Below are 21,437 nucleotides of genomic sequence, written 5' to 3'. Positions count from 1 at the left end.
CGCTATTCGCTCCGGCTCGCCAGCGCGTTCACGGCGGCGACCGTGATCGCGGAACCGCCAAGGCGGCCCTCGACCGTCAGCGCCGGCACCGGGGAAACGGCCATCAGCGCAGCCTTGGATTCGGCCGCGCCGACGAAGCCGACCGGACAGCCGATGATTGCCGCGGGCCGTGGGCAGTCCCGGTCCTCCAGCATGTTGAGGAGATGGAACAGCGCGGTCGGCGCATTGCCGATCGCCACGATCGCGCCGTCGAGATGCGGCCGCCACAGCTCCAGGGCCGCGGCCGAACGGGTGTTGCGCATGGACTGCGCGAGCGCGGGAACGGTCTCGTCGCCCAGCGTGCAGATGACGGCGTTGGCGGCGGGAAGCCGCGCCCGCGTAATTCCTTCAGAGACCATGCGCGCGTCGCACAGGATCGGTGCGCCCTTCTGCAAGGCCGCGCGTGCGGCGACCGCCATGCCTGATGTGAAGCGGATATGCGCTTCGAGGCCCACCATGCCGGCGGCATGGATCATCCGCACCACCACCTGCTCCTCGTCCGGCGTGAAGCGCGCAAGATCGGCTTCGGCCCGGATGGTGGCAAAGGACTGCCGGTAGATCGCAGCGCCGTCGGTCTCGTACGTGTGCGGCATCAGTGCCCTCCCATCAGGATGGAGGGATCTTTGACGATGTCGTCGCGATTCAGCCCGCGCAGGATGGGCTCATCGCGCGTCGACCCGGCGCGCACGAGATCGAAGCCTGCGCCGGTCGCGACCAGAGTGATGGCGGCGGGACCAGAATGGGCGCAGCCCTTGGCACAGCCGGAGACGTGTAGCCGTGCGGCCGCGCCGATGTTCGGCGCCAGGGCCGCGGCAAGGCCACGGGTATCGGCATGCGCCTCGCGACAGCGTGGCGCACCGCTACAGGCGATGACGCGCAGCGCAGGGTCGTAGGCCTCGGTGATCAGGCCGGTCGCGTTCGGCATCACGCGCTTGGCTTCGCTCAAAACCATCCGCCACGGCGTCATGCGCAGCGCATGTCCGCAACCGGCGAACTGGTTGAGCGTTGCATGCGCCATCTGTCCGAAGGCGACCCCGACCATCGCACCTTGCGCATAGAGGCCGGGACGCGCCGCGGCCATGATCGGCGCCGGCTCGGCCTCGCCGCGCAATGCCGCCGGCAAGATTGCACCGGCTGCAAGATGCGCCGCCATCCGCCCTCGCCCGCCTCTCGCGCCGCCGGAGGTCACGAACCAGCCGGCGAATGCGAGCGCGGTGGTCACGGCCTCGCCACGTGGGACCGAGCGGCCGAGTTTGTCGCCATCAGCCCGTACCAGCAGTCCGCCGGAACCATCGCGCTCGATCCGCACGTCGGCGGAATCGCCCGCAAGCACGCGTGAGGTGCCGTCGTCGATGGCGAAGCCGAACTTGGTTGGAAGTTCGAGCTGGCTGTCGGCGAGCGCCTCCTCGAGCTCGGCGGCGAGCGATTGGGTCTCGTCCCCGCTACGCCAGAACGGCGTCACAAGAATGTTGCGACGGGATTCGGTCTCCGCATCCGGGTCGAGCAGCGCCAGTTGGGAAAGGCCATCGAGCAGCAGCCTGTGGCTGGTCTCGTTGACGCCCCTGATCTGGAGATTGGCCCGGCTGGTCACGTCGATCAGGCCATTGCCATGGCGTTCGGCGAGATGAGCCAGTCCGGAGATCTGCGCCGCGTCGAGCCGTCCGCCGAACGGACGCACGCGGGCCACCAGCCCGTCGCCCGATTGCATCGGGCGCAGCGCGCCGGGACACCAGCCCTTGACCACGGAAGCACTCATGAGGCCTCCCGCAGCGCAGCCGCAATCGAGTTGCGGCGCGTTCGCCAGAGCGAGGCTTCATGCAGGCGCGTGAAACACGTTTCCATCGCGGCGAGTGCCGCCGGATTTTCGCGGGCCATGAAGGCGTGGACGTCGTCATGGCCGAGCGTCGCATCGTAGTAGAGGTCGAACAGATGCGGCGGCACGGCGCCGGCCAGATGCGCGAAGGCGGCCATGTGCTCGAGCGTCGCGGTGATCTCGGCCGCCCCGCGAAAACCGTGGCGCATCATGCCCGCGATCCAGGCCGGGTTGGCCGCGCGCGCGCGGACGACACGGGAGATTTCCTCGGTCAGCGTACGCGCATGCGGCTGCTCGGGGCGCGTCGCATCGAGATGATAGAGCGATGGTCCCGCCGCGCCGAGATGGGCCGCGGCAGCCGCAATGCCGGCCTCATGCGCGGCATAGTCGGCCGCGAGCAGAAGATCGGTTTCCGGCAAATCCTGCATGTGAACAAAAGCATCGGCCGATACGATCCGCTTCTCGATACCGGCACGATCGAGCTTGATTTCGCCATCGGCCGAGAACGCCCATGACGATGCCGAGAGCCACGCTTCGCCGGCGGCTTCGCGCGTCTCGGGCGTGAAGGCGTCCGGGATTGCCGAGAGACCCACGCCGTATTGTCCGGGACGCGGCGCGAACACGCGCGATGTGCGATGGCGATATGGATTTTCGTCGCCCTCGTCCTCGCGGACCGACAGCGCCGCGGCTGCCGCCTCGAACAATTGCGCAAGGCCTGAGAAGACGTCGCGGAACAGGCCCGAGACGCGCAGCGTGACGTCGATGCGGGGCCGGCCAAGCTCCGCAGGCGCGATGATGTCGTAGCCGGTCACACGGCCGGAAGCATGATCCCAGCGCGGTGCGAGGCCAGCCAGATGCAGCGCCATGGCAAACTCTTCGCCCGCGGTGCGCATCGTCGCCGAGCCCCAGAGATCGACGACAAGGCCCTTTGGCCAGTCGCCATGATCCTGCAAATGGCGACGTAGCAGTTCTTCGGCGAGCTTGATGCCTTGCACGTGCGCCGACGGCGTCGGCACCGCGCGTGGATCGACGGCAAAGAGATTGCGACCCGTCGGCAGCACGTCCTGACGGCCGCGATAGGGTGAGCCTGACGGCCCCGGCGCGACGCGCCGGCCCGCAAGCGCGGCCCGCAAAGCGTCGCGTTCCGCGTCGCCGCAGGCGCCGCGGCCGAACACGTGCAGGCCGTCGCCGAACTGGCTTTCCTTGAGATCGCAAACGAAACGGTCGATCCGCGGGATCGCTTCGGCCGGCGCGGCCGCTGCATCGAGGCCAAGATCGTCTTCGAGGCCGGCCGCGCGTGCCTCATCGCGGATCGCGGCGATCAGACGCTGGCGGCGGGCGGGATCGAGGCCATCGGCCGTCGAGTACTCGTCGAGGAGCTGTTCGAGCCTGCGCAGCCCGTCCGGCACCGCTGATGCGGCGAGTTGCGGCGGCAGATGGCCGATCGTGACGGCACCCAGGCGCCGCTTGGCCTGCGCGGCCTCGCCGGGATCGTTGACGATGAAGGGATAGATGACGGGCAAATCGCCGACCAGGGCTTCCGGCCAGCACGCCTGCGACAGCGCCACGGATTTTCCGGGCAGCCATTCCAGCGTGCCGTGCGCGCCCATGTGCACGACGGCATCACAGCCCTGCTCGCGGAGCCAGAGATAGAACGCGACATAGGCATGGCGCGGCGTGCGGGCGAGATCGTGATAGTCGGCATCGCGCGCGGTCGCATCGCCACGCTCCGGCTGAACCGCGATGATCGACCGGCCGCATTGAATCGCAGCGAAATGGAACGCGCCGTCGCGACAACCCGGATCGGTCTCCAGCGCGCCCCAGGCTTGCGCGAGATCATCCTGCAACACTTGCGGAAGGCGCGACAGTGCAGCACGGTAATCGGCGACGCTCCAGCTCAAGGTCTGCTTGAGCAGCGTCTCACCGAGCGCATGGACCGGATCGAGATCGAAGCCGGCCTCCGCGAGATCGGACACCAGGGCCTCGACCGACGCCAGCGCATCGAGACCCACCGCGTGCGCGATCTGATGCGGACGGCCCGGATAGTTGGAGAGCACGAGTGCCATCCGCTTGTCAGCGGCCGGCGTCTCCGCAAGACGCCGCCAGGCCGCAACGCGCGCGGCCACGGCCTTCACGCGCTCCTCGTCGGGCTTGTGTGCCAGATGCGAAAATTGCAAATCGGGATCGCGCATCGCGGCAGACTTGAAGCTCACCACGCCCGCGAACAGGCGGCCGTCGACCTCGGGCAGCACCACATGCATCGCGAGGTCGCCGGGCGACAGGCCGCGGAGCGAGCTCGCCCAGTCCTCGCGGCGGGCCGTGGAGAGCGCGACCTGGAACACGGGGCAGGATGCGGCATCGAACGGCGTCGTGCCGTCGTCGCCCATCGCCGAGAACGCCGTCGCATTGACGATCGCGGCCGGAGGATTTTGCGCAAGATGCACCCGCAACCAATCCGCGACCCCCGCGGCTTTCAGCGAGGTGACGAACACACCAAACACGTCGAATCCCTTCTCGCGCAATGCGGCGATCAGGGCATCGACCGGGCCGGTGTCGGCAGCGGTGAGATAGGAGCGATAGAAGGTCACGAGCGCGCGCGGCCTGCCCTCACCCGACGTCGGCGCGGCGACGACGCCGCGCGCGGGGTCGTAAAAGCCCATCTCGGGCACTGTCATCTCGCCGATAACTGGCCCCGCATAGAGTCCGGAGGCCAGCGCAAGCTGCGCGATCGCGGCTTGCGCCGCGACGGGGCCGCCGGTGTCGCAGAGCACCTTGAGCCGCCGCAACGTCGAGACCGGCAGGGTCGAATACGCGTCCAGCCGCGTATCGTCGCGGCCGTCGGCCGGCAGCACGGCCAGCACGATGCCGCGCTCCTTCGCCAGCTGCTGCAGGGCCGCGAGCCCATACGGCCAATAGGATTCCCCGCCGATCAAACGCACGAGAATGCCGCGCGCGTGCGCAAGCGTGCGTTCGACATAGGTGTCGACCGAGAGCGGATGACGAAGTTCTGCGAGATTGACGAGCCGCAGCGACGGCAGGCTGTCGCGGCCACGGCGCCAGCCGGCCGCGAACGCGGCAAGATCGGAATCCGAATACGAGAGCACCACGAGATCGGCCGGGTCCTGGCCAATGTCCCTTGGTATCGCGGTCTCCTCGAGACCGCGGCTCTCGCGGAAGACGACGTGCATCAGATACCGGATCCTGAAAGACCGAGTCCCGCCTTGATCGCGGCCTCGTCGATATCGCCGTGCTCGCCGATCACGACCAGCTTTGACTGCCTCGCGCCCGCGCCCCAGGGCTTGTCGAACTGGTGGCGCACGCGCTCGCCCACCGCTTGCAGCAAGAGGCGCATCGGCTTGCCTTGCACCGCGATGTAACCCTTGACGCGCAGCACATTCTGCTCGCGCGCCAGACGCTGAACGGATGCAACCAGCGCTTCGATATCGGTGACCTCAGGAAGATCGATCACGACGGACGCAAAATCGTCGTGCTCGTGATCCTCTTCGCCGTCGTGATGCGAGGGACGCGCGGCGAGATCGTTCTCGGCGGCAGCACCGAGGCCGAGGATGAGGCGCGCGTCGATCGCGCCGTCGGTGATCGCCAGCATCGGCACGCGGCGCGACATCTCGGCGGTGATCGCCGCCTTGGCTGCTTCGAGGCCTGCCGCGCCCGCAAGATCGGCCTTGGTCAGCAGCACGATGTCGGCGCAGGCGATCTGGTCTTCGAACACTTCGGACAGCGGCGTCTCATGGTCGAGATTGCCGTCCGCCGCGCGCTGCGCTTCGACGGCGTCAGGGTCGGGCGCAAAACGGCCGGCGGCGACAGCTTCGGCGTCGGCCAGCGCGATCACGCCGTCGACCGTGATGCGCGAACGGATCTCCGGCCAATCGAACGCCTTGAGCAACGGCTTGGGCAGCGCCAGGCCCGAGGTCTCGATCAGGATGTGATCGGGCTTGACGGCCCGCGACAGCAGCTTCTCCATGGTCGGAATAAAATCGTCGGCGACGGTGCAGCAGATGCAGCCATTGGCGAGCTCGATGATGTTCTCTTCCGGGCAATTCGCATCGGCGCAGGATTTCAGAATCTCGCCATCGACGCCCTCGCTGCCGAACTCGTTGACGAGCACCGCGAGCTTCTTGCCATTGGCATTGGCAAGCAGATGCTGGATCAGCGTGGTCTTGCCGGAGCCGAGAAAGCCCGTGACGACCGTGACCGGGACTTTTGCGAGCGAATTCATTCGGCGGCCTCCGGCACGACGGCCAAGGGGGAAATGGGGGGAATGCGGGCAAGCGATTGCTTGCGGAATATCTCCGGGCGGCTGCGCCAGGGCACGAGGCCGTCGGGCGCGGCCGCATAGGCCGCGGCGCCCGCGACCACATCGCTCGCATTCGCATCCGACAGACGGCCATAGACATAGGACCAGCGGCCGGGCGCGCTGAGCGCGACGGAGCAACCCTGGTTGCATGCAGACAGGCATTCGACGGGAACCACGCTGACGCCGTCGGGCACGCCGGCCTCGAGGATCGCGCCATGCAGGCGCTTGCCGGGCGTCGTCTCGCCTTCGCCAAGTGTCTCGCCGGCGCGGCAGGTAATGCAGACATGAAGTGTGACGGTCATCGCTTCTTCCAGAATAAACAGCGGGAAGCGATGAGGCCCACGAACCGTTCTTGCGAAGGCCCGTTTCCCCGTCGCGGAACACCCCGTCCGCCGGTCCAAAATCGTCCGCGTTGGCAGGTCTCCCGGCTTGCGGAGCAGGGTTTCCCCTTCGATCCCCGCCTTCCCGATCCCCAGGGGATCAGTGGCTTCGGGCATCTCTCCGGTCACGGTCGCGGGGGCGGCTGCATTTTGGAACCAAATCTTGCCGATTCGGACCCTATCGCATTCCCTCTTCGCCTGTCGTAGGACAGGAACCAACGCCGGGCCACCATTTGCCCCCGACCGCCTCTTGTCAAGCCGAAGGACCCCGTCCGATGACGTCAGAACCGGATACCCAGACGGCCGACGAAACCGACGCCCGCCACGCCTCAAAAATGGCGAAGAAGAAGGTCGCTCGCGACAAGATCATGGCGACCAAGAGCGGCGAAAAGGGCCTGATCATCATCCACACCGGGGCCGGCAAGGGCAAGTCCTCTTCGGCCTTCGGCATGATCGTCCGCTGCGTCGCCCATGGCTTCCCCTGCGCGGTCGTGCAGTTCATCAAGGGCGCCTGGGACACCGGCGAGCGCCGCATGCTGACCGGCCATTTCGGCGACCTCTGCCAATTCCACGCCATGGGCGAGGGTTTTACCTGGGAGACGCAGGACCGCGCCCGCGACATCGCCGCCGCGCGCGCCGGCTGGGAGAAGGCCAAGGAGCTGATCCTCGACCAGAATCTCCGCATGGTCGTGCTCGACGAGATCAACATCGCGCTGCGCTACGACTATCTTGACATCGCGGAGGTCGTCGAATTCCTCACGACGCAGAAGCCGCCGATGACGCATGTCGTGCTCACCGGCCGCAACGCCAAGGACGAGCTGATCGAGATCGCCGATCTCGTCACCGAGATGACGCTGGTCAAGCATCCCTTCCGCTCGGGCATCAAGGCGCAAGCCGGCGTCGAGTTCTAAGAAACTCGCGATGGCGCGCGCATTGATGATCCAGGGAGCCGGCTCGGACGTGGGCAAGTCGCTCATCGTTGCCGGCCTCGCACGCGCCTTTGTGCGACGCGGCCTGCGCGTGGTCCCGTTCAAGCCGCAGAACATGTCGAACAATGCAGCCGTCACCGTTGACGGCGGCGAGATCGGCCGCGCCCAGGCACTCCAGGCGCTCGCCGCCGGCGTCGAGCCGCACACCGACATGAACCCGGTGCTGCTCAAGCCCGAGACCGATGTCGGCGCGCAGGTGATCGTGCAAGGAAAACGCATCGCGACCGCGCGCGCGCGTGAATATGCGGCGATGAAACCGTCATTGATGGGCGCCGTGCTGGAGAGCTTCGAGCGGCTGAAGGCGCGCGCCGATCTCGTTCTGGTGGAGGGTGCCGGCAGTCCGGCCGAAGTGAACCTGCGCAAGGCCGACATCGCCAATATGGGTTTTGCGCGCAAGGCCGATGTGCCGGTCGTGCTGGTTGGCGACATCGACCGCGGCGGGGTCATCGCGCAACTCGTCGGCATCAAGACGGTGATCGACCCGGACGATGCCGCGATGATCCAGGGATTTGTCATCAACAAGTTCCGCGGCGATCCCACATTGTTCGACGACGGCTACAGACTGATCGAAGAAAAGACCGCCTGGCGCGGCCTCGGCGTGCTGCCCTGGTTCGCGCGCGCCGGCGAGCTGCCGGCCGAGGATGCGCTGGGCCTGAGCGATGCGCGCAAACCGGGCCAATGCAAGATCGCCTGTCTCGCGCTGTCGCGAATCGCCAATTTCGACGATCTCGATCCGCTCAAGCTCGAGCCTGGCGTCGATCTCGTGATGGTGCGGCCGGGCGAGGCCATTCCCGGCGACGTGCGCCTCGTCATCATTCCCGGCTCGAAATCCACCCGCGGCGACCTCGCCTTTCTGCGCGCGCAGGGCTGGGACATCGATCTCCTGGCGCATTACCGCAGAGGCGGCCATGTGCTCGGCCTCTGCGGCGGCTATCAGATGCTCGGACGCAGCGTCGCTGATCCCGAGGGGATCGAGGGCCCCGCCGGCGACACACCGGGTCTCGGACTTCTGGATGTGGAAACGGTGATGAGCTCGGAGAAGACGTTGACACGCGTCGCGGCGCTGCATGCCGCCACCAATCAGCCGATCGAGGCTTATGAAATCCACATCGGCCGCACTGATGGGCCGGATCGCGCGCGGCCATTCGCAAGGCTGAATGGCGAACCGGAAGGCGCGATCTCGCGCGACGGACGCGTGCAGGGCAGCTATCTGCACGGCCTGTTCACGTCGGATGATTTCCGCAAGGCCTTTTTGGCGAAGCTCGACATTCCCGCCGGCGACGAGCCCTATCACGCCAGGGTCGAGAGTGCGCTCGACGCGCTCGCCGATCACATCGAGCGACATCTCGACGTCGGCGGCCTGCTCGCGCTAGCGCGCTAGAGCCTCGGCCAGGCGCGACCATTCGGGTTCGCCGCCCGGAAGCCCGAGGCGCAGCCATGTCGGCTCCCGCGCGAATACGCGCGACCAGATATGGCGACGCGCCAGCTTCTCCTGCGCGGCAAGGGCGTCGGGCGTCTCGTAGAGACGAAACAGCTGCGTCCCGCCAACGAGCGTCCAGCCTTGCGACTGAACAATGCGATCGAGGCGACCGCAGTCTCGCGCGAGCCGCGCGGAGGTGGCCTCGGCCCAGGCATCGTCACCCAAAGCGCGGCAACCGATCGCGATTGCCGCTCCCGAGACCGGCCAAGGTCCCGACATCGCCGCAAGCCTAGCGATATCGGACGAATTGCCGAGCGCGAAACCGAGCCGCAGGCCGGCAAGGCCGTAAAACTTTCCGAAGGAGCGCAGGATCAGCAGCCCCGGCCGATCCTCGGATGCAAGCGATAGCTGCGGGGCCACATCGGCAAAACTCTCGTCGACGACGAGACGGCCGACGCGCGGCAGCAGCGCCAGCAAATCCTTTGGCGTATGACATCGGCCGTCGGGATTGTTGGGATTGACGACAATGGCGAGGTCGGCGCCCGCGAGCGCGTCGAGCGCGCTGACCTCTTCCACCTCCCAGCCCGCGGCCGAGAGCACACCCGCATATTCGTTGTAGGTCGGCGCGAGGATGCGCGCGCGGCCGGGCGGCGCAAGTTGCGGCAGCAGTTGAATCGCCGCCTGTGCGCCGCCAAGCGCGACAACCGCCGCGCTCGTGCGGTAAGCGTGCCGCGCCGCCTGATGCAGCGCCTCGATCTCGGCGCGCGACGGCAACGCGCTCCACGCGCGCGAACTCACCTCGCCCACGGGATAAGGCAGGCGGTTGATACCGGTCGACAGATCGATCCAGTCCTCCGCGCGACCGCCGAAGCGCTGCTGGGCCTGATCGAGATTTCCACCGTGCTCGCGCATGCGCTGTTCTTTCACGCGAAGGCCAGGATCGCAAGGATGCCGGCGAGCAGCAGCATGGTGCGGCGGTAAACCGTCAAGCCTCGATCGATGTCGGCGGCAAGCGGATCGCGCGCAGCTTCATTCAGCCATGGCTCGTTCGTGATGCTGCCGTGATAGATCCGCGGACCGCTGAGCCGCACACTAAGCGCGCCCGCCATGGCCGCTTCCGGCCAGCCGGCATTGGGCGAACGGTGACGGCGTGCATCCCGCGTCATGCACGACAGCGCCTCTGATCGCCGTGGCGCCAGCAGCACGAACAGAAGTCCGGTCAGCCGCGCCGGAATGAAATTGGCGACATCGTCGATGCGCGCCGCGGCCCAGCCGAAGGCTTCGTGGCGTTCAGAGCGATGGCCGATCATGGAGTCCAGCGTGTTGATCGCCTTGTAGCCCAAAATGCCGGGCAGACCGAACAGCGCGCCCCAGAACACCGGTGCGACGATGCCGTCGGACGCATTCTCGGCGAGGCTCTCGATCGCAGCGCGCGCGATCCCGGCCTCGTCAAGCGCGGCGGGATCGCGGCCGACGATGCGCGAGACCGCCTCGCGTGCGGCGGCGATATCACCGGCCCGCATGGGATTTGCGACGGCAGCAACGTGGTCGTGCAACGAGCGCAAGGCGATCAGCGGCCAGGCCAGAACCCCGACCAGCACGAGCTGGATCAATCCCAAGGGAAGCAGAGACTGCAGCACCCAGCCGAGCGCGACAGCGAGCGCGATCACGACGAGTGCTCCGGCAAGACCCGCGGCGCGGCGAAATGCCGGCGGATCGGACGGTCGATTCCACGAGGTGTCGATGGCAGAGATCAGCCCGCCCAGCCAGGTGACGGGATGGCCGATCCGCGCGAACAACCACAACGGCCAGCCCAACAGGGCATCCACCACCATCGCCACCGCCATCGCACCCGCAAAACCCACACCCGCCTCCTGTCCCGCCCCTGTTGCGCAAACGACGGCCGGAGCGCAAGCCCCCGGCTGGCGGATTTCGGCTTTGTTTTTGGCCGCGTTTGGTGATTAGTCAGACCCACAGGAGATTTTTATGGCCGTCATCTTGATCACGGGCGGAGCGCGATCGGGCAAGAGCGCCCATGCGGAAAAACGCGCACGCAGCTTTCCGGGCCGACCCGTCTACATCGCTACGGCCGAGGCGCTCGACGCGGAAATGGAAGCACGCATCGAAAAGCATCGCAGACGCCGCTCAACCGATTGGATCGAGCGGGAGGTACCGCTCGATCTTCTGCAGGCGCTGATCGAGACCGATGGCGGCGGGCCTAGACTGGTGGACTGCCTGACCCTGTGGCTCTCCAACATGATGCTTGCGCAGCGCAACTGGGATCACGAAGTCATGAAGCTCGCCCTCTTCCTGCGCGGCCAGAAGAGCCCCGTCGTCTTCGTCACCAACGAAGTCGGCCTCGGCATCGTCCCCGACAATGCGCTGGCGCGGAGCTTCCGCGACGCCGCCGGCTTCATGAACCAGGCCATCGCCGCCGTTGCGGACGAGGCCGAGTTCGTCGTCGCCGGCCTGCCGATGAAACTGAAATGATGCCGCGCGACCAATTTTTGCGAGACGTCATCGCCGATCTCAGGATGGCGGCATCGTTCGTGACAATCCTCCCCGTCGCATTGTCGAAGCCCGCAGCTGACGGCGCCGTCGCACGCGCGACCTGGGCTCTTCCAGTCGCGGGACTGCTGGTCGGCCTTGCCGGCGCCTTGGTCTACAAGGTCGCGAGCCTGTTGGGTCTGTCGCCGAACCTTGCCGCCCTGCTCGCGCTGGCCGCGACCGCCCTCGTCACCGGCGCGCTGCACGAGGACGGCCTTGCCGATACCGCCGACGGGCTCGGCGGCGGCCGCACCCGCGAGCGCAAGCTCGAGATCATGCGCGACAGCCGGATCGGCACCTATGGCGTCTGCGCGCTGATCCTGTCGTTCGGCCTGCGCTGGAGCGCGCTCGCGACGATCGCCAATCCGTGGGCCGTCGCGCTCGCACTGTGCGCTGCGCACACTGCGGCCCGCGCGGGCTTGCCGGCCTTCATGTCGCAGGTCGCGCCTGCGCGACCTGACGGCCTGTCGGCGAGCGCCGGATCACCGCCGAGTCGAAGCGTTGCGATCGCATTCGCTGTTGGAATCCTCGCGCTCGTGCTCGCGCTTGGGCCGGGCAAGGCGCTGGTGAGCCTGATCCTGCTCGCCCTCTCCGGCCTGATGCTGGCGCGACTTGCCATCCGCCAGATCGGCGGGCAGACCGGCGACATCCTTGGCGCGTTCGAGCAGACCGGCGAGATCCTGATCCTGCTGGTTGCCGCAGCTGTCCAGATCGGAGGCTGACGTGATGGTCGAGTTCGACGACACCTTTCGCCAGCACTTGCGCGAGCTGTTCGTGTGGCGCCGCGACGTGCGCCGCTTTCGCGCCGATCCGTTGCCGGACGGCGCCATCGATCGCCTGATCGAGACGGCCTGTCTCTCGCCCTCGGTCGGCCTCAGCCAGCCCTGGCGCTTCGTCATCGTCGATGACGCCGCACGGCGTCGCGCCGTGATCGACGACTTCAAAGCGTGCAACGCGGACGCGCTGAATTCCTATGCCGGTGAGCGCGCAGCACGCTATGCCACGCTGAAACTGTCGGGTCTCGAACAGGCCCCCGGCCACCTCGCCGTGTTCGCGGACAAGGCCAGCGACACCGGTCACGGCCTCGGCCGCGCGACGATGCCGGAGACGACGGAATATTCCGTGGTTGCGGCGATCACCGCGATGTGGCTGGCCGCGCGCGCCGAGGGCATCGGGCTTGGCTGGGTATCGATCCTCCATCCGGATCGCATCCACGCCATTCTCGACGTGCCCGACACCTGGAAATTCATCGCCTATCTCTGTATCGGCTATCCGGAAGTCGAATGCGACCGGCCCGAGCTGGAACAGGCGAAGTGGGAGCAGCGGCGGGGGGCAGAGGAATTCACGCTGCAGCGTTAATCAGGCCACGCCGGAGATCCATCTTCTGTGTTGCGAGCGACTGCCGACGTAGGAATACGGTATCGGACTGCCAAACGCTGCGAATGAGCAGTCACAAACGCATTTTTTCGTCAATTGTGGATGCCGGCCGTTCGCGCTAAGCATGCGCCTGGGGCTAGCCACCATGCAAAGAATGTCATGACCGAACGGCCTTCCGCTCTCGCGGTCGATCGCCGCGGGTTCATTCGCCTTGCCAGCACGACCGCCGCGGGGTGGCTGGCGCTCGGCGCAACATCTGATCGCGTACGGGTCGTGGGATCGCTGACGGCATTGCCGCTCGACGACGAACTGACCAGAAGGAGCATGATCGACAGCCCGACCTCCCGCCTGGGTGGCCTCATCGTGGGCTTGAGGCAGCGAGGCTGGGTCGAAGGCGTCAATTTCCGCCTTGAGCTCCGTTCGACCTTCGGCGCGCCGGATAGACTGAAGACCGCGGTTCAGGAATTGCTGGCGCTCAAGCCGGATGTGATCCTGACCGGCTCGACGATAGAAACCGCAGCAGTCCTGGAAGCCACCAAAACCATTCCGATCGTATTCGCGACGGCCAACGATCCCGTCGGCAATGGCTTCGTCGAAAGCCTCGCCCATCCCGGCGGCAACGTGACCGGCTTCACCAACAGCAGCGCCGAGATGGGCGGCAAATGGCTTCAGCTCATCCGCGAGGCCGTGCCGGATCTTGCGCGCGTCGGTATCCTGTACAACCCGGCGACCACTCCTCGCGGCGGCCGTTTCTTCCTCGATTCCATCGAGCAAGAGGCAGCACTGGCCGGCGTGTCCGTGATCCCCGCCCCCGTCAGCGCGCCAACGGAGATCGACGAAGCCGTCAGGCCCTTTTCCGCTCCCCCCAAGGCGGCAATGATTGCGCTGGTCGACAGCTTCCTGGTGGTCCACCGGCAGGCGGCGGTGGCGGCGGCGGCCAAATATCGCGTCCCTGCGATTTACCCGTTCTATTATTTCATGGATGCGGGCGGGCTGATGAGCTACGGGCCGACGCTCGAAGTGCGCTCGGCCGACTATGTCGATCTCATCCTGCGCGGCACCAAGGCCGGCGATCTGCCGGTGCAATCGCCACGGAAATACGAACTCCTGATCAACCGCACGGTCGCCCGCACGCTGGATTTGACGATACCATTCACGCTGCTGGCGCGCGCCGACGAGATCCGCGAGTGAACGAGACGATCGACCAGGGAGATTTGCGGCCACCTCCCGGCCGGCTGTTCCGCAAATACCTCTACTCGATCGTCGCGCTCGCTTTCGCCGCGCTCGCCATCAACACCGGCTTCGACGTCTGGTTCTCCTATCGCGAGCAGAAGCAACTCCTGGCGGCGACCCAGCGCGAGCAGGCAGCAAGCGCCGCCGTCCAGATCGGCCAGTTCATTGGCCAGATCGAAAACCAGATCAGATGGCTCTCGCGCCTGCCCCCGGAGCTGTCCACGAACGAGGACCAGCGCCTGAACGCCATCCGCCTCCTGCGCCTCTCGCCTGCGATTGCGGACATCGCCGAGCTCGACGCCCAAGGCCGCGAGCAGGTGCGCGTGTCGCGCCGTGTCGCGGACAGGATCGGCAGCAAGACCGACCTCTCCGCCTCGCAGGCCTTCCGCGGCGCCAACGAAAGCCGCGCATATTACGGGCCGGTCTACTTCCTCGGCGACACCGAGCCGTTCATGACACTCGCCACGCGCGGAACGGGCCTGGCGCCGGATGTGATTGTCGCCGAGGTCAATCTTCGCTTCATCTGGGACCTCGTCGCCGGAATCAGGGTCGGCAACACCGGAAAGGCCTATGTGGTCGATCGCATGGGTATCCTGATCGCGCATCCCGATTTGTGGCGGGCGCTGCGCCGCAGCGATCTCTCCGGCCATCCCGACGTCCGGGCCGCGCTCGATGGCATCGGGCCGCCCTCCGGCGGCCTGGTCAAGGAGGATCTGTCCGGTCAACGCGTGCTGTCGACCTATGCGACGGTCCCCTCGTTGGGCTGGCTGGTGTTCGTCGAGCTGCCGCTCACCGAGGCCTATGCGCCGATCTATGCGTCGATCGGGCGCTCGACTTTTCTCCTGGTCATCCTGCTGGCATGTGCGGTGCTGGTCTCTCTCTTTCTGAGCCGGCGCATGACCGTGCCGATCCAGATCCTGACGCAGGGCGCGCGGCGGATCGGCAGCGGCGACCTCAGCCTGCGGCTCGCGATCAAGACCGGCGACGAGCTGGAGGCGCTCGGCGATCAATTCAACCGGATGGCCGCTCACTTGCGCGAATCCTATGCGACGCTCGAGCGCAAGGTGATCGAGCGCACCTCCGAACTGGAAAAGACCCGCGACCAGGCCCTTGCCGAGCACGATGCCGCCGAGCGTGCGCGCAGCGCGGCGGTCGCGGCCAACGAGACCAAATCGCGCTTTCTCGCGGTCGTCAGCCACGAGCTGCGCACGCCGCTGAACGGCGTCATGGGCGTGCTGCAACTGCTCGACGACGGCAGTCTCGGCGAAGCGCAGCGGCGCCACCTCACGACCGCGGCCGCGTCGGGCGAAACGCTGATCGCGCTGGTCGACGGCATCCTCGAATATGCGCGCCTGGAGGCCAGCGCCGAGACTCTGGAGACCCGCGATTTCCGCCTCGACCAGCTCATCGAGACGGCCGCCGATCTGATGCGTCCGCAGGCCTCTGACAAGGGCCTGACTTTCGATCTCGCCTGCGATGCGACGGTCAATACCTCCGTGCACGGCGATCCGGTGCGGCTCAATCGCATCCTGCTCAATCTGATCGGCAACGCGATCAAGTTCACCCCGCGCGGCGGCATCGGCTTGAGCGCGGCCGCCGAGAGACATGACGATCATGTCCTGCTGCGCATCACCGTGCGCGATACCGGCATCGGCATCGCGCCCGACATGCACGAGCGGATTTTCGAGGATTTCGTCCAGGCTGACGACAGTATCGCGCGGCGGTTCGGCGGCACCGGCCTTGGACTGGCGATCGCGCGGCGCCTCACCCGCCTGATGCGCGGCGAGCTGACGGTGGCGAGCACGCCGGGTACGGGCAGCTCCTTCATGCTTGAGGTACCGCTTGGCCTCGCCACCACCGACATCGCGCAAGGCGCGGTTCAGCCGCCATCGCGGCAGCTTCGCGTGCTGCTGGTCGACGACGACCCCGTCAATTGCGAGGTCGGTGAAGCGATGTTGAAGAGGCTCGGCCACCGCGCCACCATCGCCACGAACGGCGCGTCGGCCGTCGCGCTCCCCCGCGATCAGGCGTTCGACATCATCCTGATGGATCTGCACATGCCCGACATGGACGGCGTCGAGGCGGCATCGCGGATCCGCAAGCTCGGTCTGCCGACCATGCCGCGCATCATCGCGGTAACCGCGGACATGTCGGGCCGCGCCCGCGAGCGGCTCGCGGGGGCAGGCATTGCCAGGATCGTCAGCAAGCCGATCCTGATCAATGCGCTGCGCGAGGCGATCGAGGACGATGCCCAGAACCAGCCGGCCGCGCCGCAACTCGCCGCAGGCGCATTGATCGACCGGCATTTCCTTGATGACCAGAAGGAGCTGCTGGGCGCGGCGCAGATCGCAAAACTCCACGACCTGCTGGAACTGACGAGCGAAAAGCTGGTCGAGGAGATTGCCAAGGCTGCGGCGACTGACGATCCCGCGCAGCTCGCGCGCTGCGCGCACCAGCTCGGCAGCGGCGCGAGTGCGCTCGGCCTCGTCCGCCTTTTCGAATTCTGCCGTGAGGTCGAGCTGGCGGCAGTCACGATGTCCCGGCCCGAATGCGAGAGAGCCGCCCGCGAACTCGCCGCGCTTCGAGAGGCCTCGATGAGCGCGCTGGACGATCTGCTCCGGCCGGCCTAACAGCGTTCGGTCACTGGACTGAAATACAAGATGATCGGAGGCGCCGGTGCGCGCAAGATGTCTCGCCATTCTTCTCATGCTGCTCGCCCCTGCCGCGCGCGCCGAGGTCGAACAGTTTCCGTCCGGCTTCAAGACCAAAACCATCGCGGCCAACGGCACGCAGATTCATGTTCGCGTCGGCGGTCAGGGGCCTGTCGTGATCCTGATCCACGGTTTTGGTGATACCGGCGACATGTGGGTCAAGCTCGCCGCTGATATCGCGCGCGACCACACCGTTGTCGTGCCCGATCTTCGCGGTATGGGCCTCTCGAGCAAGCCCGACAATGGCTACGACAAATGGACCCAGGCTGCCGACATGCGGGCCGTTCTCGCAGCGCTCGGCATCGAAAAGGCCGTCGTCGTCGGCCACGACATCGGAACCATGGTGGCCTATGCCTACGCGGCCCGTTATCGCGACCTGGCCGAGAAGCTGATCGTGATGGATGCCCCGGTGCCTGGGGTGCCGCCATGGGACGAGGTGGTTCGCAGCCCGCAGCTTTGGCATTTTGATCTCGGAGGCCCGGACATGGAGCGGCTGGTCAAGGGCCGCGAGCGCATCTACCTCGACCGCTTCTGGAATGACTTCGCGGGGACGCCTTCCAGGATCGCGGACGCAACACGCCGTCATTACGCAGCGCTCTATGCGCGGCCGGGCGCCATGCGTGCTGCGTTCGCCCAGTTCAGGTCGATCCGAACCGACGCCGAGGACAACAAGAAGGCGATCGCGACCAAGTTGACCATTCCCGTGCTGGCTGTCGGGGGCGAAAAATCCTTCGGTGCGACAGAGGCCGTCGTGATGCGAAACGCCGCGACTGACGTCACCGAATTGGTCATTCCGGACGCCGGTCATTGGCTGATGGAAGAGCAACCGGCGGTGACCGTGAAGGCGTTACGCCAATTCCTCGATACCAAAAAATAGAGCAGCGAGCCGCGCGGAGCCGACATATCTCGGCTCAGCCCTTCCGCGCGGGTCATTTTGATCGGGTTGACGCCTCGCCCTCCCGGCCAAAGCGCTCGACCAGGAAATCAATGAACAGCCGCACTTTCACCGACAGATGTCGGGTCGGCGGATACACCGCATAGAGCGCAAGCGGCGGCGCAGAATACTTGTCCAGCACCGTCCGCAGCTCGCCTGTCCTCAAGGCGTCGGCGGCGATGAACTCCGGGAGCAGCGCGAGCCCCCTGCCCTTGATCGCGACATCGCGCAGCACCTCGGCATTGTTGACGCAGAGCGACCAGGCCGGCTGGATCCAGTGGTCGCCGCCCGCTCCCGTGAGCTTCCACTGATTGCCAGTGAGCAGGAAGCCGTAGGTCAGCGAGACATGTTCGCGCAGATCCTGCGGATGTTTTGGGGTGCCGTGACGCGCCAGATAATCGGGCGAAGCGCAGATCATGCGCGCCACCGGGATGATCTTTCGCGCGATCAAACTCGACGATTCCAATTCCGCGATGCGCAAGGTCACGTCAAAACCGTCCTGCACGGGATCGAGCAGGTCGTCGCTGAGCACGAGCTGGAGCTGCAGCTCCGGATATCGCGCCATGAAATCGGCAAGCACCGGCCCGAGCCGCAGGGTGCCGAACGACATCGGCGCGTTGACGCGCAACAGGCCGCGCGGCGCCGATTGCGCTTGCGCCACGGCCTGGTCGGCCGCCTCGATCTCCGACAGGATCACGACCGCGCGCTCGAAATAGCGCTGGCCGTTCTCGGTCGGGCTCGCATGGCGCGTGGTCCGGTTCAGGAGCTGCACGCCGAGGCTTTCTTCGAGGTCGGCGATGTATTTGCTGATCGCCGAGCGTGACAGCCGCAACTGCCGGCCCGCCTCGGCAAAACTGCCGCTTTCGACCACCTTTACGAAGGCTCGCAGGCTGGCGACCTTATCCACGGGCTGGCGCCGGCGATTGTTTCCAAATCGTAGACATAGCCGTCATATTTGCATGGATTGTCTCCAATCCAAAGCGGAACGATATTTCCCTGCAGAGCAAGACCGCTCCCCGAGCTTTGGAGGACCGACAATGTCTGGACTGCACCATGTGACCGCGATCGCGGGCGACCCCATCAGGAATTTCGGCTTTTACACCCGTGATCTCGGTCTGCGCTTCGTCAAGAAGACGGTCAATTTCGACGATCCCGGCACCTATCACTTCTATTATGGCGACGAGACCGGCCGCCCCGGCACCATCCTGACGTTCTTTCCTTGGGCCGGCGTGCCGGCCGGGCGCCGCGGCGTCGGCGAGACGCACCAGACCGCCTTCCGCGTGCCGCAAAGCTCGCTCGGCTATTGGACGCAACGCTTCGTCGAGAAGGGCATCGCTTATGAGGCGCTGGAGAAGCGTTTTGGCGAGTCCGTGCTGCCGTTCACAGACCCTGATGGCATGGCGCTCGCGCTCGTCGGTATCCCCGGCGCCGAGAGCGAGCCCGGCTGGAGCAATGGCGAGGTGCCGGCCGAGCATGCGATCCGCGGCTTCCATGGCGTGACCTTGCTGCTCGACAGCGCGGCAAAAACGGCTGCCGTCCTCACCGACGTGTTCGGCTTCAAGGAGACGGCGCGCGAAGGCTCGGTGATCCGCTTCAAGGCACCGGGCGATGCCGAAGGCAGCGTCGTCGACATCTACGAAGCCAAGGGCTTCCTGCGCGGACACCAAGGTGGCGGCTCCGTGCATCACATCGCCTTCCGCGCGGCCGATGACGCCGAGCAGGGCAAGATGGCGCAAAGGCTCGTGAGCAATCACGGCCTGCACCCGACCGAACAGCGCGACCGCAACTACTTCCGCTCGATCTACTTCCGCGAGCCCGGCGGCGTGCTGTTCGAGATCGCGACCGACATCCCAGGCTTCGCCGTCGACGAGCCCGTGGCAACGCTGGGACACGACCTGAAGCTGCCGAGCTTCCTCGAAGCACAGCGCAAGCAGATCGAGGGCGTGTTGCCGAACCTGGAAGAGAGGGTGTCGTGACCGAGAGTTCATTCATCCATCGTTTCGAGCCCGCGCGTGACGCGGGCTCTCCTCCTCTCCTGCTGCTGCACGGCACCGGCGGCGACGAGAACGACCTGCTCGGGCTCGGCAAGATGATCTCGCCCGGCTCGGCCCTGCTATCGCCGCGCGGCCGCGTGCTCGAACACGGCATGCCGCGCTTCTTCCGCCGCCTCACTGAGGGCGTGTTCGACGAGGACGACGTGCGCCGCCGCGCCCTTGAGCTCGGCGACTTCGTTGCGGAAGCGCGGCAGCGATATGGCCTCGCCGCGCCGGTCGCGGTCGGCTTCTCCAACGGCGCCAACATCGCAGCCGCGCTGTTGTTGCTGAAGCCGGACGCGCTTGCTGGTGCGATCCTGCTCCGCGCCATGGTGCCGCTGTCGGATCCGCCCAAGGTCAACCTCGCAGGCAAGCCGATCCTGCTGTTGTCCGGGCAGGCTGATCCGATCGTGCCGGCGAGCAATTCGGCCCGGCTCGCATCACTGCTTTCCGAAGCGGGCGCGCAGGTCGGTCACAAGGTCCTGCCGGCGGGCCATCAATTATCGCAGGCCGATTTGACGCTTGCCCGCGACTGGATCGGCAAATTCGCCGCCGAAGTCGCCTGACAGAAGAAGCGGCGCATCGATTTCGAACGGTGCGCCGCGGCTTCATTCGAACCAGCCACGCCGCTTGAACCAAATCAGCGGCAGCACGCCGCTGGCAATGATGGCGAGCCACGCCAGCGGATAGCCGAAGGTCCAGTCCAGCTCCGGCATGTGCTTGAAGTTCATGCCCCAGATGCCGACCAGAATCGTGGGCGGCACGCCGACGACCGAGACGATCGTCAAGATCTTGAACAGCTCGTTCTGCTGGATGTTGATGAAGCCGAGCACGGCATCGAGCAGAAGCTGGACCTTGTCCGACAATCGCGTCTCGTAATCGCCGAGCGAAGCGACATCCTTGGAGACGGCTTCGAGCCGCTTCTTCGACGCGGCGGTGATCCATTCACCCCCGACATCGCCGGCGAATGAAGCGATGCGGCCAACGCCAAGCAGGACATCGCGCGCCTTGGCGAGCCGATCCGCCAACTCGCCGATGTTTTCCAGCGCCTCGCGCATCCGCCGGCTGGAGCGGACCGGCCGCTTGCTGCGAACGAGCCCGCCCTTGAAGACGTCCCGCGAGAGCCTGTCGACCTTCGCGCCGAGATGCTCAAGGACATCGGCGCCGCGGTCGACCATGGCCTCGATCAGGCTGGTGAACACGCACATGCCGTTCTCCAGGCTGTCATCGGAACCGATGCGCTTGCCGATGTCCTCGAAGATCGGCAGCTGCGCGAAACGCACCGTCACCAGCACGTGCGGTCCGATGACGAATCCCACCGGCGTGATCTCGGCCTCGTTGTTCTCGTTGAGCCGGACCGCCGGCGAGCTGAGATAGAGCGTGCCGTTGTCGAGGATCAGGCGGCTCGACGCTTCGATCTCGCTGAGCGAATCCTCGGACGGAACGCGTATCCCGAGCAATCGTTCGACGAACTGCTTTTCCTCCGCGGTTGCGTCCAATAGATCAGCCCAGATGATCTCGGAGGGCATCTCCGCGCCGATCTTCTGCCAGTCGTCGGATGGCCACCTGTATAGTTTGAGCAAGAACCGAACTCCGCATACCCTCGCGCCGGATCGCACGGCCTGCGGCCATCCTGCGCCGAGCTA

19 protein-coding genes and 1 riboswitch are annotated in these 21,437 nt (G+C 66.3%); of the genes, 10 read left to right on the top strand and 9 right to left on the bottom strand.

Annotation, left to right across the window (positions count from 1 at the left end):
* Positions 1 to 2: 2 nt before the first annotated feature.
* Genes AC0L3B_RS02795 through AC0L3B_RS02775 form a run of 5 tightly spaced genes read right to left on the bottom strand, consistent with a single transcriptional unit; the run spans position 3 to position 6,469 of the window.
* On the bottom strand, positions 3 to 632 hold the full coding sequence (locus AC0L3B_RS02795) for a precorrin-8X methylmutase (protein ID WP_018458662.1): 630 nt from the start codon (positions 630 to 632) through the stop codon (positions 3 to 5).
* Positions 632 to 1,795, bottom strand: coding sequence for a precorrin-3B synthase (gene cobG, locus AC0L3B_RS02790; protein WP_018458661.1), 1,164 nt, complete (start codon positions 1,793 to 1,795; stop codon positions 632 to 634). Before cobG ends, AC0L3B_RS02795 begins: the two co-directional genes overlap by 1 nt.
* Complete coding sequence (gene cobN, locus AC0L3B_RS02785) at positions 1,792 to 5,040, bottom strand: cobaltochelatase subunit CobN (RefSeq protein ID WP_018458660.1); 3,249 nt, start codon at positions 5,038 to 5,040, stop codon at positions 1,792 to 1,794. The genes cobG and cobN overlap by 4 nt, the downstream gene beginning before the upstream one ends.
* On the bottom strand, positions 5,040 to 6,089 hold the full coding sequence (cobW, locus tag AC0L3B_RS02780; protein ID WP_018458659.1) for a cobalamin biosynthesis protein CobW: 1,050 nt from the start codon (positions 6,087 to 6,089) through the stop codon (positions 5,040 to 5,042). Before cobW ends, cobN begins: the two co-directional genes overlap by 1 nt.
* Positions 6,086 to 6,469, bottom strand: a complete 384-nt coding sequence (locus AC0L3B_RS02775; RefSeq protein WP_018458658.1) for a DUF1636 family protein — start codon at positions 6,467 to 6,469, stop codon at positions 6,086 to 6,088. Before AC0L3B_RS02775 ends, cobW begins: the two co-directional genes overlap by 4 nt.
* Before the next feature lie 95 nt (positions 6,470 to 6,564).
* A riboswitch (cobalamin riboswitch) is annotated at positions 6,565 to 6,782 on the bottom strand.
* Between the two features lie 40 nt (positions 6,783 to 6,822).
* On the opposite strand from AC0L3B_RS02775, the gene cobO reads away from it, so the two are divergent.
* Positions 6,823 to 7,458 carry a cob(I)yrinic acid a,c-diamide adenosyltransferase gene (gene cobO / locus AC0L3B_RS02770; RefSeq protein ID WP_026233632.1) on the top strand — a complete coding sequence of 212 codons (636 nt, stop codon included), beginning with the start codon at positions 6,823 to 6,825 and terminating at the stop codon, positions 7,456 to 7,458.
* A gap of 10 nt (positions 7,459 to 7,468) precedes the next feature.
* Positions 7,469 to 8,917 (top strand): cobyric acid synthase, encoded by a 1,449-nt coding sequence (locus tag AC0L3B_RS02765; RefSeq protein ID WP_018458656.1) that lies wholly within the window; start codon positions 7,469 to 7,471, stop codon positions 8,915 to 8,917.
* Here AC0L3B_RS02765 and cobD read toward each other — a convergent pair.
* Both cobD and cbiB read right to left on the bottom strand, forming a co-directional pair.
* Entirely contained in the window at positions 8,906 to 9,868 is a 963-nt protein-coding gene (cobD, locus tag AC0L3B_RS02760) for a threonine-phosphate decarboxylase CobD (protein ID WP_018458655.1), read from the bottom strand. The genes AC0L3B_RS02765 and cobD overlap by 12 nt on opposite strands.
* Positions 9,869 to 9,879: 11 nt before the next feature.
* Positions 9,880 to 10,821: an adenosylcobinamide-phosphate synthase CbiB gene (cbiB, locus tag AC0L3B_RS02755; protein WP_026233631.1), complete on the bottom strand. Its 942-nt coding sequence runs from the start codon at positions 10,819 to 10,821 to the stop codon at positions 9,880 to 9,882.
* A 121-nt stretch (positions 10,822 to 10,942) separates the two neighbouring features.
* On the opposite strand from cbiB, the gene cobU reads away from it, so the two are divergent.
* The 6 genes from cobU (at position 10,943) to AC0L3B_RS02725 (ending at position 17,701) form a co-directional block, all read left to right on the top strand.
* Complete coding sequence (gene cobU / locus AC0L3B_RS02750; protein ID WP_018458653.1) at positions 10,943 to 11,446, top strand: bifunctional adenosylcobinamide kinase/adenosylcobinamide-phosphate guanylyltransferase; 504 nt, start codon at positions 10,943 to 10,945, stop codon at positions 11,444 to 11,446.
* Positions 11,443 to 12,225 carry an adenosylcobinamide-GDP ribazoletransferase gene (gene cobS, locus AC0L3B_RS02745; protein ID WP_018458652.1) on the top strand — a complete coding sequence of 261 codons (783 nt, stop codon included), beginning with the start codon at positions 11,443 to 11,445 and terminating at the stop codon, positions 12,223 to 12,225. Before cobU ends, cobS begins: the two co-directional genes overlap by 4 nt.
* A 4-nt stretch (positions 12,226 to 12,229) precedes the next feature.
* Positions 12,230 to 12,862, top strand: coding sequence for a 5,6-dimethylbenzimidazole synthase (bluB, locus tag AC0L3B_RS02740; protein ID WP_026233630.1), 633 nt, complete (start codon positions 12,230 to 12,232; stop codon positions 12,860 to 12,862).
* A 177-nt stretch (positions 12,863 to 13,039) separates the two neighbouring features.
* Positions 13,040 to 14,071 carry an ABC transporter substrate-binding protein gene (locus tag AC0L3B_RS02735; RefSeq protein ID WP_018458650.1) on the top strand — a complete coding sequence of 344 codons (1,032 nt, stop codon included), beginning with the start codon at positions 13,040 to 13,042 and terminating at the stop codon, positions 14,069 to 14,071.
* On the top strand, positions 14,068 to 16,743 hold the full coding sequence (locus AC0L3B_RS02730) for a hybrid sensor histidine kinase/response regulator (protein WP_473379965.1): 2,676 nt from the start codon (positions 14,068 to 14,070) through the stop codon (positions 16,741 to 16,743). Before AC0L3B_RS02735 ends, AC0L3B_RS02730 begins: the two co-directional genes overlap by 4 nt.
* A 76-nt stretch (positions 16,744 to 16,819) precedes the next feature.
* Positions 16,820 to 17,701 (top strand): alpha/beta fold hydrolase, encoded by an 882-nt coding sequence (locus tag AC0L3B_RS02725; RefSeq protein WP_018458648.1) that lies wholly within the window; start codon positions 16,820 to 16,822, stop codon positions 17,699 to 17,701.
* A gap of 52 nt (positions 17,702 to 17,753) precedes the next feature.
* Here AC0L3B_RS02725 and AC0L3B_RS02720 read toward each other — a convergent pair whose 3' ends face one another.
* Positions 17,754 to 18,665, bottom strand: a complete 912-nt coding sequence (locus AC0L3B_RS02720; protein WP_018458647.1) for a LysR family transcriptional regulator — start codon at positions 18,663 to 18,665, stop codon at positions 17,754 to 17,756.
* A 130-nt stretch (positions 18,666 to 18,795) separates the two neighbouring features.
* Here AC0L3B_RS02720 and AC0L3B_RS02715 point away from each other — a divergent pair, with 130 nt between their 5' ends.
* The gene (locus tag AC0L3B_RS02715; RefSeq protein WP_018458646.1) at positions 18,796 to 19,734 is read left to right on the top strand and encodes a ring-cleaving dioxygenase; all 939 of its coding nucleotides are present in this window, start codon (positions 18,796 to 18,798) and stop codon (positions 19,732 to 19,734) included.
* Entirely contained in the window at positions 19,731 to 20,357 is a 627-nt protein-coding gene (locus AC0L3B_RS02710) for an alpha/beta hydrolase (protein ID WP_018458645.1), read from the top strand. Before AC0L3B_RS02715 ends, AC0L3B_RS02710 begins: the two co-directional genes overlap by 4 nt.
* Positions 20,358 to 20,399: 42 nt before the next feature.
* Here the strand turns inward: AC0L3B_RS02710 and AC0L3B_RS02705 are convergent, their stop codons facing one another.
* On the bottom strand, positions 20,400 to 21,374 hold the full coding sequence (locus AC0L3B_RS02705; protein WP_473379964.1) for a magnesium transporter CorA family protein: 975 nt from the start codon (positions 21,372 to 21,374) through the stop codon (positions 20,400 to 20,402).
* Positions 21,375 to 21,437 lie beyond the last annotated feature (63 nt).

The organism is Bradyrhizobium sp. Kon56 (genome assembly GCF_055807635.1).
Note: the sequence above shows the minus strand (reverse complement) of the source record. Positions and strands in the feature narration are given on the sequence as shown.

Bases quoted from the DNA above. Each gene is read 5' to 3' on its own strand.
- bluB (WP_026233630.1), top strand. From the start codon at position 12,230: ATGGTCGAGTTCGACGACACCTTTCGCCAGCACTTGCGCGAGCTGTTC.
- AC0L3B_RS02795 (WP_018458662.1), bottom strand. From the start codon at position 632: ATGCCGCACACGTACGAGACCGACGGCGCTGCGATCTACCGGCAGTCC.
- cobS (WP_018458652.1), top strand. From the start codon at position 11,443: ATGATGCCGCGCGACCAATTTTTGCGAGACGTCATCGCCGATCTCAGG.
- cobU (WP_018458653.1), top strand. From the start codon at position 10,943: ATGGCCGTCATCTTGATCACGGGCGGAGCGCGATCGGGCAAGAGCGCC.
- AC0L3B_RS02765 (WP_018458656.1), top strand. From the start codon at position 7,469: ATGGCGCGCGCATTGATGATCCAGGGAGCCGGCTCGGACGTGGGCAAG.
- cobD (WP_018458655.1), bottom strand. From the start codon at position 9,868: ATGCGCGAGCACGGTGGAAATCTCGATCAGGCCCAGCAGCGCTTCGGC.
- cobN (WP_018458660.1), bottom strand. From the start codon at position 5,040: ATGCACGTCGTCTTCCGCGAGAGCCGCGGTCTCGAGGAGACCGCGATA.
- cobG (WP_018458661.1), bottom strand. From the start codon at position 1,795: ATGAGTGCTTCCGTGGTCAAGGGCTGGTGTCCCGGCGCGCTGCGCCCG.
- AC0L3B_RS02775 (WP_018458658.1), bottom strand. From the start codon at position 6,469: ATGACCGTCACACTTCATGTCTGCATTACCTGCCGCGCCGGCGAGACA.
- AC0L3B_RS02715 (WP_018458646.1), top strand. From the start codon at position 18,796: ATGTCTGGACTGCACCATGTGACCGCGATCGCGGGCGACCCCATCAGG.
- cobO (WP_026233632.1), top strand. From the start codon at position 6,823: ATGACGTCAGAACCGGATACCCAGACGGCCGACGAAACCGACGCCCGC.
- AC0L3B_RS02735 (WP_018458650.1), top strand. From the start codon at position 13,040: ATGACCGAACGGCCTTCCGCTCTCGCGGTCGATCGCCGCGGGTTCATT.
- AC0L3B_RS02725 (WP_018458648.1), top strand. From the start codon at position 16,820: ATGCTGCTCGCCCCTGCCGCGCGCGCCGAGGTCGAACAGTTTCCGTCC.
- cobW (WP_018458659.1), bottom strand. From the start codon at position 6,089: ATGAATTCGCTCGCAAAAGTCCCGGTCACGGTCGTCACGGGCTTTCTC.